The organism is Chryseobacterium lactis, from assembly GCF_003815875.1.
Classification (GTDB): domain Bacteria; phylum Bacteroidota; class Bacteroidia; order Flavobacteriales; family Weeksellaceae; genus Chryseobacterium; species Chryseobacterium lactis.
This window is the reverse complement of the sequence record NZ_CP033924.1, coordinates 3211347-3227396: the sequence shown is the minus strand read 5'-3', so window position 1 is coordinate 3227396 and position 16050 is coordinate 3211347. Positions and strand designations below refer to the sequence as shown.

The following is a 16050-nucleotide window of genomic DNA, read 5'->3' as shown; positions in this document are numbered from 1 at the left end:
AAACGGAACTGAGGTTCCTGTAAAAATCTTTTCCACCACAGAAATGGGTGACCTGAACGCATTCCCGGAAAAAGCAATTAACAATAATGTTCTGGTAATCCTTAATGAGTCAAATTTCGAACCTGCATATTATAATTATGGAGTATCCACATTGGCAAAATTTAAAGATGCAAAATATCAGTTTTTTGATAAAAACTTCAAATTGATAGATACTTCTACTACCAAAGATAACATCACTACATTCAAATATGCTGTAAAATCAGCAAAGCCATTTGCTTCTTCTGATACCGTAGAACTGGAAACTCCTTTTAAAATATGGGATCCTTCCAAAGGTATTCAGCTGGGACCGGTTACGTTGCATTTTTATAGTTTGATGTTTGTATTTGCATTTGGTTTCGGATATGTCCTGATGACCAGAATATTTAAAATTGATAATGTAAACCAAAAATACCTGGAGCCTCTTTTTACCTGGACATTAATAGGTACCATCCTTGGAGCCAGATTAGGACACGTTATTTTTTATCAACCGGAATTATTTAAAGAAGATTTCTGGAGTGTATTTCTTCCGATCAGTACTAAAAACGGATTAAAGTTCACAGGATTCTCGGGCTTAGCCAGCCATGGTGCTACAATCGCCTTGATTTTCACCACGCTTTATTATTCATTTAAAATTATCAAAAAGAATCCTTTCTGGGTCTATGACCGATTAGGAATTGTGGTAGCTTTGGGTGGAGCATTTGTAAGAATGGGTAATTTCTTCAATTCTGAGATTGTAGGAAAACCAGCCGATCCAAACTCTCCTTTTGCATTACTTTTTCCTCAGCAAAGCAGCGAATATGGGATCACCGTTCCTCGTTATCCAAGCCAGTTATTTGAAGCTGTAGGATATGTTGCTCTTTTTGTTTTATTATGGATTTTATATAGAAAAACGGATAAAAAATATCAGCAAGGCTGGTTATTCGGATTGTTCTTTATTATCCTTTGGGCCATCAGATTCTTTGTAGAATTCCTGAAGGAACCTCAAGGTGACGAATTTATCCAGATAGGAAGCTTAAATACCGGACAGGTACTTTCTATTCCGTTCATGATTGCCGGAGTTGTGATCATGGTGATTTCTAAGAAATTTAAAATTACTCAGGCAGAAAACGAAAAGCCGGAATAAGTATACAGATAAAATATTGAAGGGGGCAAATTGGCGAATCAGCGAATTTGCCCTTTTTCTTTTCACCTCCTTTATAAATCTTTCTCTGTTCTTTTGTTAAGTTCTTTAAAAACACTTCCCAACTCATTGATCACATCTGTGGGGAGCATCGATTCTTTTGAGTATTTCTCTGAAGCAAAATCAGCAGCTTTCCCATGCAGCCAAACTCCCAGAATACAGGTATCTTCTTCGGAATATCCTTGCGCCAATAATGACGTCAGGATTCCTGTAAGAATATCTCCACTTCCTCCTTTGGCCAGGCCGGCATTTCCTGTGATATTGTAATATACCTCTCCTTTCGGATTAATGATTTGGGTATGATGATCTTTTAATACAATATAAACATGCAGTTCTTTTGCCTTTTCTCTTGCCAGTTCCAATCTATCAAAAGAATTATCAGTTTTTCCAAAAAGTCTTTCGAACTCTTTCGGATGGGGAGTCAGAATTGATTTTTCAGGAATGAACTTAAGGTTTTTCGAATCTTTGGAAATCATATTGAGTGCATCTGCATCTAAAATCAACGGAGTATTATATCCTTTCAGGAAATTCAAAAAACTCTTTTCAGTTTGAGGGTGAGTTCCAAGTCCGGGACCGATTCCACACGTCATATTTTCGTCAACATCGAAATTCTCTATATGTTCCTTTCCACCTGCGAAAAACATAGCTTCCGGGCAGGAAGTTTGCAATATTTCGTAGCCACATTCCGGAGCCAGTGTAAAAGTTAATCCCGCTCCGGTCTTTAAAGCTGATTTCGTAGCTAATACAGCAGCACCTACCTTTCCATAACTTCCGGCAATCATCATCACTTTACCATAAGTTCCTTTATGTGAAAACTCTTTTCTGGGTTGAAAAATAGAATCGATGAGATGATCATCAATCACATTATATTCTGCCGCAACTGATTCAGCGTATTCTTTACTTAAATCTATATCGAGAATAAAGACTTTTCCAGTATATTCTCCAGCTTCGGGATGAAGAAAGGTTCGTTTCCAGGATTGAAAACTTAAAGTATAATCAGCGTTGAAAACACAGTCTTTATTTTCAATTATCTTATCCGTTGGCAAACCCGAAGGAACGTCTATGGATATTTTTATATTCTTTTTTGCATTGAGTTGATTGACTACTTCTTTATACTCACCTTCCAAGGATCTTGACAATCCCGTTCCAAAAAGGGCGTCAACAATCATTGTTTTATCATCAAAATTATAATCATCAATATCACTGAACTTTTTAATAGAAATCCCCGAAATATCACGAAGCCTTTTAAGATTTACCAAGGCATCATGTGAAAACTTCTCTTTTAGATTATTCACAAAAACATCTACATCAAACCCTTTTTGATACAACATCCTTGCAACAGCAATACCATCACCACCATTGTTTCCGTTACCGCAAAAAACAACGGCTTTTCTATGATATTTGCAATTTTCAGAGATCCAGTGGGCTACAGCTATCGAGGCTCTTTCCATCAACTGAATGGAAGGGACAGGTTCATGAGAAATGGTAAACTGATCCCATGCACGTATTTGTTCTGCGGTAAAAATTTTCATAATATAAAATCAAACTTTAAGCAAATTACAAAAGATTTTCGATTACAATAGGGGCTTACTAATAAAAATACAAGGTCATCATTAATGAGTTAAGAGATTGATACAAAGTGTTTGTTTTCGTTAAAATCACAAATATGAATTTAGAATAAAATTCAACGTTTATGGAATAAAAAACTATAAAAAGTAATGTTTTTTACATTTTTAAATTATATTTTTGTGTAAATACAATTAAAAAAATATAAATTATGGGATTTGTTAAAGAATTTAAAGAGTTTGCTTTTAAAGGCAATGTACTTGATCTGGCTGTCGGTGTTATCATTGGAGCAGCATTCGGTAAAATTGTAACATCATTGGTAGAAGATGTTGTAACTCCATTGCTATTAAATCCGGCATTGAAAGCTGCAGGCGCTGAAAATATCGCTAAACTTAATTGGAATGGTGTTGCCTATGGAAACTTCCTTTCTGCAGTAATCAGCTTTTTGTGTATCGCTATGGTTCTTTTCTGGATCATTAAAGGTGCAAACAAAATCAGCAAGAAAGATGCTCCGGCTCCTGCAGGTCCAACAGAAGATCAGAAGTTACTGACTGAGATCAGAGATCTTTTGAAAAGCAAAAACAATATATAATCAATGTTTAATGCCAATTACGTGGCATGGCATATCTATAAAAAACCGGAATAGTATAAACTTTTCCGGTTTTTTTATGCGTCAATTTAAACTTTTTAACTTCATTGAAAATTTTATTTCATTTACCCCCAACTCCAACACTATTTAAAGACAATCTAAAATAAATAAGAATTCTATACACAAATCAACAATTAAATCACTTAATATTGATATATAAAAAATAAAAAGGTTAATTTCACAATGATATCAAAAAAAGATACATTATGAAAAAACTACTTATTTTGGGAATATCTGCATATGTTTTTGCAGGTATATTGTCTTGTAAAGGTGTTGATAACACTATTCCGGTCGTTGAACAACCTGTCATGACAGAAGGAACGGTAAATGTAAAAACATTCAATAAAGTAATGAATGCATTTGGAGATGGATTGTCTCAAAGTGCAGAAGGAACATTTACACTTCCTACAGACATTGCCAACGTAAAAACGATTAAAATGTTTATTAAAAATGATTGTCCTAATAAAACATGTGATGAATGGGATCGTTACGCAAATGTATATGTAAAAAACAAGAGCACTGGTGAATGGTACGAAATCGGCCGTTTTATTACGCCTTACTGGGTAGGGACAGAGAAGATGCCACGTGGATTAGAAATTGATGTTACGGACTTTAAATCTCTTCTGACTGGAAAGACTGAATTAAAAATTTATACTGAAACGTGGCTAGCTAAAGGAAGAGAATATAGTTTAGATTTCGATTTTATTTATGGTACTCCTGATTACAAATATTCAGCAGTGATTCCTGTCATTCAATACAACAAATCTTCTAATGAAGGCATCCCATATGGTAAAACTCACAGTCTGAATCTTAAAAAAAATATCCAACTCCCTGCTAACACACAAAAAGCTTATCTGAGAACTATTATATCAGGTTGGGGACAGGCTACTCCCAGTGACGCAGGAGGAAGAACATGTGCAGAATGGTGTTTCAGAACCCACAATATTGCAATCAATAATGTAAACACATTTCCCCATCAGCTGGCTCCTTTAGGATGTGCTAATAATCCAATCGATAATCAGGCTCCGGGAAACTGGAAACCGGATAGAGCCGGATGGTGCCCGGGAATGATAGTACCCACTCGAATTGACATTCTAAACAACGCCTTGATTCCAAACAAATTCAGTTATGAATACAAATTACAGGACTGGACCAATAACGGATCTAATGGTAATGCATTTTATGCGATCTCTACTTTTGTAATTGCAAAAAGCAATACTCCCATAAATGCTCCAGTTGTTACCGATTAATATCAAATAAAAAAGCAGTCCCGATAGAGACTGCTTTTTTATTTCAATTAGTGAATTTGTAAAATACTTGAAATCTGCTCTGCCAGAGAAAGACCTATTCTATCCTGGGCTTCAAGGGTAGAAGCTCCTGTATGAGGAGTCAGAGAGATTTTAGAGTGGTTTAAAATTTCTTTGGATGGTGTAGGTTCGTTGATGAAAACATCCAAGCCTGCAAATCTTAGCTTTCCGGAATCAAGGGCTTCAATTAAAGCTGTTTCATCAATCACACCTCCACGGGAACAGTTGACAACAGCGACGCCGTCCTTCATCATTTCAAATTCATTTTTACCAATCATATAGCCTTCCTTCTGAGCGGGAACGTGTAATGTGATAAAATCTGAGTGCTTTAAAACATCCTGTAATGATTCTGTTTCTATATCAACATTGATAAACTGGTTGTTATAGAATTTCACTTTGATACTGGCTCTTCCCACATTGTTATCAGCTGCAACTACTCTCATTCCAAGTCCAAGAGCGATTCTTGCTACCTCCTGTCCTATTCTTCCCATACCGATAATTCCAATGGTCTTTCCTCTTAATTCGATACCTGCAGCATACGCTTTTTTAAGTCCGGCAAACTCTGTATCACCTACCAAAGGCATCTTTCTATTGGAATCCTGAAGGAATCTGGCTCCTGAAAACAAATGAGCAAAAACAAGCTCGGCCACCGATTCCGAAGACGCAGAAGGTGTATTGATCACATGGATTCCTTTTTCTCTTGCATAATCTACATCAATATTATCCATTCCGACTCCACCTCTACCGATGATTTCGATGGACGGGCATCCGTCAATAATATCTTTTCTTACCTGCGTAGCACTTCTTACCAGTAAAGTACGGATCTTGTGCTCGTTAATATATTCCACCAAAAACTCCTGTGGAACTTTTGTCGTAATGACTTCAAAGCCTTTTTCTTGTAATGCATCAATTCCAGATTGATCCAGGCCGTCGTTTGCTAAAACTTTCATAAATACTCGTATATTAAAAAGTAAAAAGATTTAAAAATTAAAGTATACACATTTAATCTTTAAATCTCTCAGTTATAATTTTATTCTCCGTCTTCCTTAAAGACTTCGATCGTTACTTGCTTTTCTACCAAATCTGTAAATCTGCCTTTATATCTTGTAGCTCTTACCAGGTGGTTATCTATCCAGTGGTAATTTCCGCCTCTCGGTTTTCCGCAGAGTACGCTATGGTATTTAAAACCATGTTTATCCAGCCAGTCGATGGTGATTTGCTTCAGATTTTCAGTTCTTGAAGTGAAAAAACAGATCTGATGTCCTTCATCATACCATTTGTTGATGGTTTCCAATGCGTCGGGATAAGGCTCACAGGTAACCATTCTTTCCGGTTCTTCATTGGGAACATCGTCTGTAATGGTTCCGTCAATGTCTATTAAGTAATTTTTTACTCCATCCTTAAGAATAGGACTCAAATGTTCAATGTATTCTAATTCCATCTGTACTTGTTAAGTAACAAAGTTAAGGTTTTTAGAAGTACAGGACTTATTAATCTTCATTTATGTTAAAATTTTACTATAAAAACAATTATTTAATGAATAATATCAATATTTTATCAATCATTTCACTAATTATGGTTAAAAATTTTCGTTTTCAGGTTTTAAATATGTTTAAAAAATAAGAAGCAGGAAACGGCAAATCGGCAAAAAGTGAAATCCTTATCTTTAATTTACCTTATATAAAGCTGTGTATTCCCTTATTTTTAGATTTTGTCTTTTTCATTCAAAAACATGATGTTTATCTAAAAATTTCCAAAATACATTTATTACACTTACATTTGTAGGAATGGAAGAATTTGTAGTTTTAGTAAATCCTGAAGATAAAGTTTTGGGTCTGATGGAGAAACAGCAGGCTCACATCAATGGCCTTTTGCACCGTGCTTTTTCAGTATTCCTCTTCAACAGCAAAGGCGAAATGCTTCTTCAGAAAAGAGCTTCAGGAAAATACCATTCTCCCAGTCAATGGACCAATGCAGTATGCTCCCATCCCAGAGAAGGAGAAACTTATCTTGCCGGAGCACAACGCAGGTTGCAGGAGGAATTGGGAATAGAGACCGAACTTTCAGAAAAATTCAATTTTATCTACAAAGCAGATGTTGGCGGTGGTTTATGGGAACATGAACTGGACCATGTATTTGTAGGAAATCATGAATCGGATTTTAATCTAAATAAAGATGAAGTGGAAGAAGTAAGATTTATTTCTCCAGAAGATCTCGACAAAGAAATTGCAGAATCTCCTGAAAATTTTACAGAATGGTTCAAAATCATTCTTGAAGAATATAAACACCATTTTTAGATGAAAAAAATATTGCTTTTATCCGCTTTTTTAACGGTAAGTCTTTTTTTTGCTCAAAAAGTATACGACAGCCCCAATTATTCCATTAACGTTCCTGAAGGTTGGAAATCTACCAATGACAGTGATATTGTCAATATTTTCCCAACCAATGAAATCGGAGCGATTACCATTTCGGAGTACCACGATCTGGCCCTGCCGAAAGGGGAAATGAAAAAATTCATCCTGGCTCTTTATAAATCGGGCGATGAAGAAAGCAAGATCAAGCAAAGCAAAAGCAAAAAAGGGTATACAGAATACTTCTACGAATATTTTGATCAAAAAGAAAAACTGTTCTGGATTACAAGAGCCTTTCAAAAGGATAAAGATCTGTATCTGGTAAGCATCAATTGCGGCCAGAAATTCTGGAACGGAAACTATATGACCCTATTCAATGAGACTTTCAACAGTTTTAAAATAAAGAAATAAAAATTAAATATGAAGAAAACAGCCTTGTACGACAAACATGTTTCTTTGGGAGCTAAGATCGTACCTTTCGCAGGTTATGAAATGCCTGTACAATATTCAGGAGTAACAGAAGAGCATTTTGCAGTAAGAGAAAAAGCAGGATTATTTGATGTTTCCCACATGGGACAGTTTTTCATCGAAGGGCCGGGTTCAAAAGACCTTTTACAATTGGTAACGACCAATAATGTAGATGCTCTGGAAAACGGAAAAGCTCAATATTCTTGTCTTCCGAACGAAAACGGAGGAATTGTAGATGATCTTATCGTTTACAAAATGGAAGATGACAAATATTTCGTGGTGGTAAATGCTTCCAATATTGATAAAGACTGGAATCATATTTCAAAATACAATACTTTCGGAGCCAAAATGACGAATGCCTCTGATGAAATGTCATTATTGGCAATCCAGGGACCTAAAGCTACCGAAATTCTACAAAAGCTAACTGATGTAAATCTTTCTGAAATTCCTTATTACCACTTTACAGTAGGTAGTGTTGCAGGAGTAAATGACATCATTATTTCCAACACGGGTTATACCGGAAGCGGAGGTTTTGAAATTTATTTCAAAAATGAAAGTGCTGAAAAACTTTGGGATGAAATCATCAAAGCAGGTGAATCAGAAGGGATTGTTCCTTGTGGATTGGCTTCCAGAGACACATTAAGATTAGAAAAAGGATTCTGTCTTTACGGTAATGATATCGACGATACGACTTCTCCTATTGAAGCAGGTCTTGGATGGATTACAAAGTTTGATAAAGATTTTGTTTCCAAAGATGTTTTTGCAAAGCAGAAAGAAGAAGGGGTTACCAGAAAATTAGTTGGTTTCGAACTTACTGACAAAGGAGTTCCAAGACATGATTATCCTGTGGTAGATGCTGAAGGTAATGTGATCGGAAAAGTAACTTCAGGAACTCAGTCTCCAATGAAAAAAGTGGGATTAGGTCTTGCTTATGTAGACAAGCCTTATTTCAAATTAGGTTCTGAAATTTTCATTCAGGTAAGAAATAAAAACATTCCGGCAAAAGTAGTGAAAGCTCCTTTTGTATAATTGTTTAAAAATACATTAAAAAGGATGCTTTCTACTGAAGGCATCCTTTTTTGTTTGTTTTATTACCGATATACTAAAATATTTTTTACAATCCTGGTTCCGTAAAATCGTCTTTCAGAGTCAGAAAAATAAAATTTATTTCTTTGATTATTAAAGCTTACGGTTTTATAGGGCAATTGTGATTCCCACGTAATCATCATTTTGGTTTCATTCATCACAGGATAATTAATATCCGAAAACCTGAATAAAGACCTTGTAACCACTGTACTATCTCCTGAACTCGGAACGCTCCAGATTGTTTGAGGCTGCATCTTATCCATTTTTGATAATAAAAAGGAAAAGCTTTTGCCAACATATTCTTTTTTATTGGCTTCAAAAGCTTTAAGATAGCCTAATGTATCCACTATCTTGCTATTTTTAGTAGATTTCATCTGGTTGACCGCCTTATTCTGAGCATTAAAACCAATGTTCAAAAAACAAAATACGATTATTAAAGTTCCGGTTTTCAAATGTCAATTATAAAAAATATACAATTTCAGATATTAATTGACACCGAAAAATTCCTGTAACGCTTCTACGTTCTTTTTATCATTTCCTACAAAAATCTCCTTGTCAGTAAGGAAAACGGGTCTCTTTAAAAAGGTATAATGATCCAATAACAGGTCTTTAAAATCCTTTTCAGTTAAAGACTTTACATCAAGTCCTCTTAGTTTGATCTGGGTAGATTTTTTACTAAATAAGGCTTCATACGATTTTGTTTTCTTATGCATTTCCGCCAGCTCTTCCTTTGTGATCGGTTCTTTTTTAATTTCACGAAGTTCCCAATCGGTAAGGTCAAATTGTGCTAAAATTTTTCTGCAGGTATCACATGTATTAAGGTGAAATACTTTCTTCATTATAGTTTCTATTATTTATTAAAAATCTCTTCATTATGATTTCGTCTTTCAAAAGTAGGATTTAATCTAAAACTTTGAAAATTATTAAATAACTTTATTAAAATTTTATAAAGATGCAGAACAAGCCTATTACTTTTCAGTTTATTTCAGAGCCTTCAGATGTTAATTACGGAGGAAATGTACATGGAGGAAGCGTAATGAAATGGATTGATCAGGCCGGGTATGCCTGTGCTACCACATGGAGCGGAAATTATTCAGTAACGGTTTATGTGGGAGGAATCCGCTTTTATGAGCCTATTAAAATCGGAGAAGTCGTAAAAGTAGATGCTCAGGTCATCTATACCGGAACTTCAAGCATGCATATTTCGATCAACGTATTTTCAAGAAACCTAAAACAACCTACCTTTGACAAGAAAACACACTGTATTATTGTATTTGTGGCCGTAGATGAAAACGGTAAAAAACTTCCGGTTCCGAAATGGATCCCTACTACAGAAGAAGAAAAGTTGCAGGAACAATACGCCAAAAGACTGATGGAACTGAGAACGCAGATTGAGGATGAAATGAAGCCGTTTTTATAGGGTAGGCTGGGCTAAAGCCCAGCCCTATTGATGTAGCCAAGCACATTTTGAGATTTAACGATAATATCTTTTATCTTTTATCTTTTATCTTTTATCTTTTATCTTTTATCTTTTATCTTTTATCTTTTATCTTTTATCTTTTATCTTTTATCTTTTATCTTTTATCTTTTATCTTTTATCTTTTATCTTTTATCTTTTATCTTTTATCTTTTTATCATAATTCATATATTTGCATTATTCAAAGGAAATGGTGTTCTTCCTTACCCAACCGCTTTACAAAAGCTGATGACGCCTGATTAAGAGATTATTAACAATAACTGATCAGGATTATTATGTCAAAACATCAACGAACACTTGGTAAAAAAGCAATTTTTCATACCTATTTTTTCTTCAGAAAATTTCCGGCTTTGCCTTATATTTTGAAATGGCTGTCGATCAGCATTATTATCGGAGCATTGGTAGGAACAGCTTCTGCGGGATTTTTACAGTCTTTAGAATGGGCTACCAATTTCAGAGAAAATCACTTGTGGCTTATCGCATTGCTCCCTGTAGCTGGTTTTCTGATCGGGCTTTTATATTATTATTGGGGTAAAGATGTTGAGGCAGGTAATAACCTTCTGATTGACACTATTCATGATCCTAAAGGAATTATTCCCTTTAAAATGGCTCCTTTTGTGTATCTTGGAACGATTGCCACGCATTTCTTCGGCGGTTCTGCAGGTCGTGAAGGAACCGCTTTACAAATGGCCGGAGCTATTGCAGATCAGCTTACAAAACCTTTCAAACTTGATAAAAACGAAAGAAAAACACTGATCATTGCTGCTATTGCCGCAGGTTTCGGATCAATTTTCGGAACTCCTTTGGCGGGAGCTATTTTTGGGCTTGAAGTTTTTTTAATCGGAAGAATACGTTATAACGCCATATTTCCGGCCTTTGCTTCTGCTATTTTAGCAGATCTGGTCACTAACCTCTGGAAAGTGAAACACACACATTATCACATCGATTTTATTCCTAAATTAGAGTTTTTACCCATCTTATATAGTATTCTGGCTGGAATAGCTTTTGGAATCTGTGCAGCAGCTTTTAGCAGAATTATCCATTGGGCAGGCTCTGTTTTTAAATCAAAAATTAAATACCCTCCACTTCGTCCCGTTATTGGAGGTACTATCATCGTTTTGGCAGTATTGATTATGGGAACTACCCGGTATATCGGATTAGGAGTTCCGGTCATCCTAGAATCTTTTGAAAAACAACTTCCCTTATATGATTTTGCGTTGAAAATGGCCTTTACCATTATAACGCTTTCAGCTGGATTCAAAGGAGGGGAAGTCACTCCTTTATTTTTCATTGGAGCTACCTTAGGAAGTGCATTATCATTGTTTATTCCACTACCTTTCGGTTTGTTGGCAGGAATGGGTTTTGTGGCCGTATTTGCGGGAGCAACCAATACTCCTTTGGCCTGTATGCTGATGGGAATAGAATTATTCGGAGTGGAAAGTGGCGTCTATATAGCCATCGCTTGTGTTGTTTCTTACCTTCTGTCGGGACATAACAGTATTTATACTCGACAAAAGATTGGAGAAGCTAAGAACCGCAGATATGAAAGTCAACAGGATAGATCTGTTTCAGATTTTCTGTAAGGGAGGTTTTGAGATTAAAGCTCAAATGATTATTCAATCCCACGCAGATTTTTAAAGCTCTATAAAGCTCTCCTCTCTCGCTCTCAAACCTTCAAAAATCTCCGGTACTTTCACTGTTTCAAACAAAAAAAGCGGCATACATTACAGCTATAATATGTATTTTTGCAATATGTTCGATTACAGATTAAAAGTTTTTCATACTGTGGCATCCAGGCTAAGTTTTACCAAAGCTTCGGAAGAACTCCATATTTCACAACCGGCAGTCACAAAACACATTAAAGAAATTGAAAACCAATTAGGTACAAAATTATTTAATCGAAAAGGTACTTCTATTCAATTGACACAAAGCGGAAAGATTTTGTACGAGTATGCTGAGAAAATACGAAATATTTACCGTGATCTTGAATTTGAAATCAGTCAGATCAATCAGCAGCACAAAGGAAAACTGATTATTGGAGCAAGTACAACCGTTGCACAATACATCTTACCTGAACTATTGGCAAAATTCAAAACCTATTATAAAGATATTAAAATAGAACTCCTTACAGGAAATACTGAAGCGATTTCGGCTCTTTTAAAAGAAGGAAAAGTTGATCTTGGCATTATTGAAGGAGAGTCGCAGTCTTCTTATTTTGAGTATAAAACTTTTAAAGCTGATGAAATTGTATTGGCCGCAAAAGCTGATCATGCACTCGCCCATAAGACTTTAAATCTAAAAGATCTGTATGATCTCAATCTGATCTTCCGTGAGCAAGGCTCTGGAACATTGGAATTCATTCAAAATCGTTTTAAGGAAAAGGAAGTGAATATCAATGAATTGAACACCGTCATACAACTTGGAAGCAGTGAAAGTATCAAGAACTATCTTCTGCATTCTGATTGCATGGCATTTCTCTCAATCAGCACGATTCTTAATGAGTTAAAAAACAATACCTTAACTGTCATCGACATCAAAAACTTCAGTATTGAGAGGGATTTTCATTTTATTCTTCCTAAAGGAGAACAGTCAGAGTTGATAGAGCTATTTTTGAAATTTGCAGAGTAAATCCTTCCAGGTTTTGGCTAAAGCCAATGGAATTATTTGTTTGTTTTATTTGTTTTGGCCGGGCTTCCTTCGTGAACTTCGTTCGTAAGCTTTCAGCTTATGCTCAGGATCATAGCCCAACCCTATTGATGTAGCCAAGCAAACATTGAAATTTACTTTTTACCAAAGTTATAACTTTTAGTTATTCAACATAACAAAATACAATTTACTTTGTAATACTATATTGCCGAATTTTGACCCATATTTTAAAGTTCGCAATATGAAAGATTTCATTCAAAATGAAACTACACGAAAAATAGTTTTTATTGTACTGGCAGTTTTATGCCTTACTCCGCTCATTTCTTCTCCTATCGCTCTTGCATTAGGTTTCCTTTTGGCTGTGTTTATAGGAAATCCATTTGAAAAACATCTCCATCGATATATTCATCTGTTATTACAAATCTCTATTGTTGGTCTTGGGTTTGGATTAAAGCTTGATGAAGCTTTACATGCCGGGAAAACGGGATTGATGCTGACTGTGGTCAGTATTGTTACCGTAATGGGATTGGGATTTATTCTGGGAAAAATATTTAAGCTTGAAAGACCTTTGTCTTACCTCTTATCTGCCGGAACTGCAATTTGTGGAGGAAGTGCCATTGCTGCTGTGTCACCTATTATTAAACCAAGTACGAAACAAATTTCTCTGGCTTTAGCTATTGTTTTTACCTTAAACTCTATTGCACTATTCATATATCCTGCCATCGGACATCTGCTGAATCTTTCTCAGGAACAGTTTGGATTATGGTGTGCAGTAGGAATTCATGATACGAGTTCTGTGGTAGGTGCCGCCGGTAAATACGGCGATGAGGCGTTAAAAGTAGCCACAACAGTGAAATTAGCCCGTGCTTTATGGATTATTCCTGTTTCATTGATCACGATGTTTATTTTTAAAAACAAAGAATCAAAAATAAAAATCCCATGGTTTATCGGTTACTTTATCCTGGCGATCTTGTTGAATACTTATTTTCCTGTTCTTGAACAGTTCAGCACTTCCATCACCGTTTTGGCAAAATCTGGATTAAATCTGACTCTATTCTTCATTGGTTCTACTCTATCTCTTCAAACATTGAAATCTATAGGATTTAAACCTCTACTGACAGCTGTATTGTTGTGGGTGACCATCAGTATCGGCAGCTTGCTTTACATTATTCATTAAAAGCAGCGGAACCCTCTTGAAATCAAAAGGGTTCCGCTTATTAAATGTGGAAATGTTTATTTCGTGTTGAAATAAGTTCTTACACTTGCCCGCAAGTATATACCTGAGGACAACCGATATATTGTACGCAATACCATGGTCCGGTTACCGAACCTGAACAGCTGCATCCGCAAAGAGATAAATCGGGATTTCCGCTTATTCCTCCTGCAATGTTCTTAAGGTCTGCTTTGTTAAGCTTTTTAGCATTTCTCATAATTTTCATGTGATTTGATTGTTATTAAATAATCTAGTTTTAGTTACCTCCCAAAGTTAAACAAATATTAATTATTCGCAACATAATTTAATTAAAATTTAAATAACGTTCTGATTATAGCCTTATTAATGTATTAAAAAACCATATAAATCGACTTTTATTATTTAAACAAAGTAATAATTTACCAAATAAAAGAGTTCAGATCATGCAAAAACCGAATGATTCTTATGGGTAGGCTAACAAAAACAAAACCTTCCAATTTCTTGAAAGGTTTCTGGTGATTAATAATATCTTTATCAGCAGGTCATTACCTGAAGACATTTTTTATATTTACTGCAATAGGCCGGTCCCGTAACTGCACCTGTACAACTACAGCCGCATTGTGAAAGATCAGGAGTTCCAGGCCCACTTACTCCTCCTATGATTTCTTTAAGATCATTCTTCCCTAGCTTTTTAGCGTTTTTAAAAATTTTTTGTGACATGATGGTTTGATTTTTAGTTGGTTTACTTTCAAAAGTAAATAAATAATTAATATTCAAGGCATAAAAAAATGTTAATTAACTCATTTTCTTATCTTTAAATGATAAAAATACAATTGAATTATTCTGTAAACTCAAGGTCTTTATTATGCGTTTCAGAAATGGTAAAGGATGAATAAAAAGCAAGTCCAAATACCACCACTCCTACAACAGCAGCACTTTCTATCACAGAAAAATGCCCTTTAAGTGAATCGAAAGCTAAAATCATAACAGGCACCAATCCTCTTACCATATTCGGAACGGTTGTTGTTGCCGTATTTCTGATATTGGTCCCGAACTGCTCAGCTGCCAAAGTAACAAACATTGCCCAATACCCTGTTCCAAAGCCCAGCCATACACAGAACATATAATATTTGCTTTCCGTATTTGTATTTCCGAAAAGCATAATCGCCACCCCAATCAATGTAAAAATCAACATATAAAATATAGCCATTTTACGAGATTTCAGAGCATGAGAAATAAAACCACTCAACAAGTCTCCGACGGAAATACCTACATAAGCCCACATAATGGCTTTCCCGGGATTAATATCCTTTATTCCTAATTCAGGGGCAAATTGATTGGCTAAAACGGCCAGAATACCAATACAGTACCAGGTTGGTAATCCTACGGCGATACATTTTAAATATCTTATCAATCTGTCTTTATTCGTGAAAAAGGATAGAAAATTACCTTTAGAAACACTTTTATGTTCAATATTTTTATAAATCCCCGATTCTGAGACACTTATTCTTAACAGCAATAACATTACCCCCATAATTCCACCGATGATATAAGAAATATTCCATCCTCCGGCCAATTCTACGGTAAGTTGAGCTACTACTGCTCCCATCAGTCCAAAACCGGCTACAACGGAAGTTCCGATGGCTCTTAAATTCTTCGGTAAACTTTCAGAAACCAGTGTAATTCCTGCTCCCAGCTCTCCGGCCAAACCAATCCCCGCAATGAATCTAAGACCGGCGTATTGGTACAACAGATGCTCTTTTGGAAAATACGGCAGAAAACCGCAGGCAATATTCGCTAAGGAATAAACCAGAATAGATCCGAAAAGTACAGAAAGCCTGCCTTTCTTATCTCCAAAAATTCCCCAGAAAACACCTCCGATTAATAATCCTATCATCTGACAATTCAGAATAAAGGTTCCATCCGCATCTGGATTCAGCCCTAACGCCTTCAAACTCGGGATCCTTACAATCCCAAATAACAGGAGATCATAAATGTCTACAAAATAGCCCAGGGCAGAAATAATAACGGGAATTGAAAAAATGTACTTCAATTTTGAAGATAATGACAGTTCTTGCATTTTTAAGTT

Annotated in this window: 18 protein-coding genes and 1 riboswitch; of the genes, 10 read left to right on the top strand and 8 right to left on the bottom strand. The window is 35.6% G+C overall.

Annotated features, from left to right (window positions below; genetic code table 11):
• Positions 1 to 295: 295 nt before the first annotated feature.
• Entirely contained in the window at positions 296 to 1162 is an 867-nt protein-coding gene (lgt, locus tag EG342_RS14335) for a prolipoprotein diacylglyceryl transferase (protein ID WP_103293067.1), read from the top strand.
• A 71-nt stretch (positions 1163 to 1233) separates the two neighbouring features.
• Here lgt and EG342_RS14330 read toward each other — a convergent pair whose 3' ends face one another.
• On the bottom strand, positions 1234 to 2751 hold the full coding sequence (locus EG342_RS14330) for an NAD(P)H-hydrate dehydratase (RefSeq protein ID WP_103292915.1): 1518 nt from the start codon (positions 2749 to 2751) through the stop codon (positions 1234 to 1236).
• Between the two features lie 245 nt (positions 2752 to 2996).
• Here EG342_RS14330 and mscL point away from each other — a divergent pair, with 245 nt between their 5' ends.
• Positions 2997 to 3377, top strand: coding sequence for a large conductance mechanosensitive channel protein MscL (gene mscL / locus EG342_RS14325; RefSeq protein WP_103292916.1), 381 nt, complete (start codon positions 2997 to 2999; stop codon positions 3375 to 3377).
• Between the two features lie 263 nt (positions 3378 to 3640).
• The gene (locus EG342_RS14320) at positions 3641 to 4684 is read left to right on the top strand and encodes a peptide-N-glycosidase F-related protein (RefSeq protein WP_103292917.1); all 1044 of its coding nucleotides are present in this window, start codon (positions 3641 to 3643) and stop codon (positions 4682 to 4684) included.
• 47 nt (positions 4685 to 4731) lie between these two features.
• On the opposite strand, the gene EG342_RS14315 is transcribed toward EG342_RS14320, so the two are convergent.
• Together EG342_RS14315 and EG342_RS14310 are read right to left on the bottom strand one after the other, a co-directional pair.
• Positions 4732 to 5691, bottom strand: coding sequence for a D-2-hydroxyacid dehydrogenase (locus EG342_RS14315; protein WP_103292918.1), 960 nt, complete (start codon positions 5689 to 5691; stop codon positions 4732 to 4734).
• A gap of 80 nt (positions 5692 to 5771) precedes the next feature.
• On the bottom strand, positions 5772 to 6182 hold the full coding sequence (locus EG342_RS14310; RefSeq protein ID WP_103292919.1) for an LNS2 domain-containing protein: 411 nt from the start codon (positions 6180 to 6182) through the stop codon (positions 5772 to 5774).
• Between the two features lie 346 nt (positions 6183 to 6528).
• Between EG342_RS14310 and idi the strand changes: the two genes are divergently transcribed.
• The 3 genes from idi to gcvT are packed head-to-tail and all read left to right on the top strand — an operon-like array spanning position 6529 to position 8589.
• Entirely contained in the window at positions 6529 to 7038 is a 510-nt protein-coding gene (gene idi / locus EG342_RS14305) for an isopentenyl-diphosphate Delta-isomerase (protein ID WP_103292920.1), read from the top strand.
• On the top strand, positions 7039 to 7503 hold the full coding sequence (locus tag EG342_RS14300; protein ID WP_103292921.1) for a hypothetical protein: 465 nt from the start codon (positions 7039 to 7041) through the stop codon (positions 7501 to 7503).
• A 9-nt stretch (positions 7504 to 7512) separates the two neighbouring features.
• A complete protein-coding gene (gcvT, locus tag EG342_RS14295; protein WP_103292922.1) occupies positions 7513 to 8589 on the top strand; it encodes a glycine cleavage system aminomethyltransferase GcvT in 1077 nt (358 codons plus the stop codon).
• Between the two features lie 62 nt (positions 8590 to 8651).
• On the opposite strand, the gene EG342_RS14290 is transcribed toward gcvT, so the two are convergent.
• Together EG342_RS14290 and EG342_RS14285 are read right to left on the bottom strand one after the other, a co-directional pair.
• Positions 8652 to 9020, bottom strand: a complete 369-nt coding sequence (locus EG342_RS14290) for a hypothetical protein (protein WP_123868102.1) — start codon at positions 9018 to 9020, stop codon at positions 8652 to 8654.
• A 111-nt stretch (positions 9021 to 9131) separates the two neighbouring features.
• Positions 9132 to 9485 carry an arsenate reductase family protein gene (locus tag EG342_RS14285; RefSeq protein WP_103292924.1) on the bottom strand — a complete coding sequence of 118 codons (354 nt, stop codon included), beginning with the start codon at positions 9483 to 9485 and terminating at the stop codon, positions 9132 to 9134.
• A 113-nt stretch (positions 9486 to 9598) separates the two neighbouring features.
• Between EG342_RS14285 and EG342_RS14280 the strand changes: the two genes are divergently transcribed.
• The 4 genes from EG342_RS14280 to EG342_RS14260 all read left to right on the top strand — a co-directional run bounded on the left by EG342_RS14280 (position 9599) and on the right by EG342_RS14260 (position 13946).
• Positions 9599 to 10066 (top strand): acyl-CoA thioesterase, encoded by a 468-nt coding sequence (locus EG342_RS14280; protein WP_103292925.1) that lies wholly within the window; start codon positions 9599 to 9601, stop codon positions 10064 to 10066.
• Between the two features lie 234 nt (positions 10067 to 10300).
• A riboswitch (Fluoride riboswitch) is annotated at positions 10301 to 10368 on the top strand.
• A 30-nt stretch (positions 10369 to 10398) separates the two neighbouring features.
• Positions 10399 to 11706: a voltage-gated chloride channel family protein gene (locus EG342_RS14270; RefSeq protein ID WP_185126915.1), complete on the top strand. Its 1308-nt coding sequence runs from the start codon at positions 10399 to 10401 to the stop codon at positions 11704 to 11706.
• A gap of 169 nt (positions 11707 to 11875) precedes the next feature.
• Complete coding sequence (locus EG342_RS14265; protein ID WP_103292926.1) at positions 11876 to 12751, top strand: LysR substrate-binding domain-containing protein; 876 nt, start codon at positions 11876 to 11878, stop codon at positions 12749 to 12751.
• Between the two features lie 259 nt (positions 12752 to 13010).
• On the top strand, positions 13011 to 13946 hold the full coding sequence (locus EG342_RS14260) for a YeiH family protein (protein ID WP_103292927.1): 936 nt from the start codon (positions 13011 to 13013) through the stop codon (positions 13944 to 13946).
• Between the two features lie 79 nt (positions 13947 to 14025).
• Here EG342_RS14260 and EG342_RS14255 read toward each other — a convergent pair whose 3' ends face one another.
• The 3 genes from EG342_RS14255 to EG342_RS14245 all read right to left on the bottom strand — a co-directional run bounded on the left by EG342_RS14255 (position 14026) and on the right by EG342_RS14245 (position 16041).
• The gene (locus tag EG342_RS14255) at positions 14026 to 14208 is read right to left on the bottom strand and encodes a hypothetical protein (RefSeq protein WP_103292928.1); all 183 of its coding nucleotides are present in this window, start codon (positions 14206 to 14208) and stop codon (positions 14026 to 14028) included.
• Positions 14209 to 14495: 287 nt separating this feature from the next.
• Entirely contained in the window at positions 14496 to 14681 is a 186-nt protein-coding gene (locus EG342_RS14250; RefSeq protein WP_103292929.1) for a hypothetical protein, read from the bottom strand.
• Positions 14682 to 14799: 118 nt separating this feature from the next.
• A complete protein-coding gene (locus EG342_RS14245) occupies positions 14800 to 16041 on the bottom strand; it encodes an MFS transporter (RefSeq protein WP_103292930.1) in 1242 nt (413 codons plus the stop codon).
• Positions 16042 to 16050: the final 9 nt, after the last annotated feature.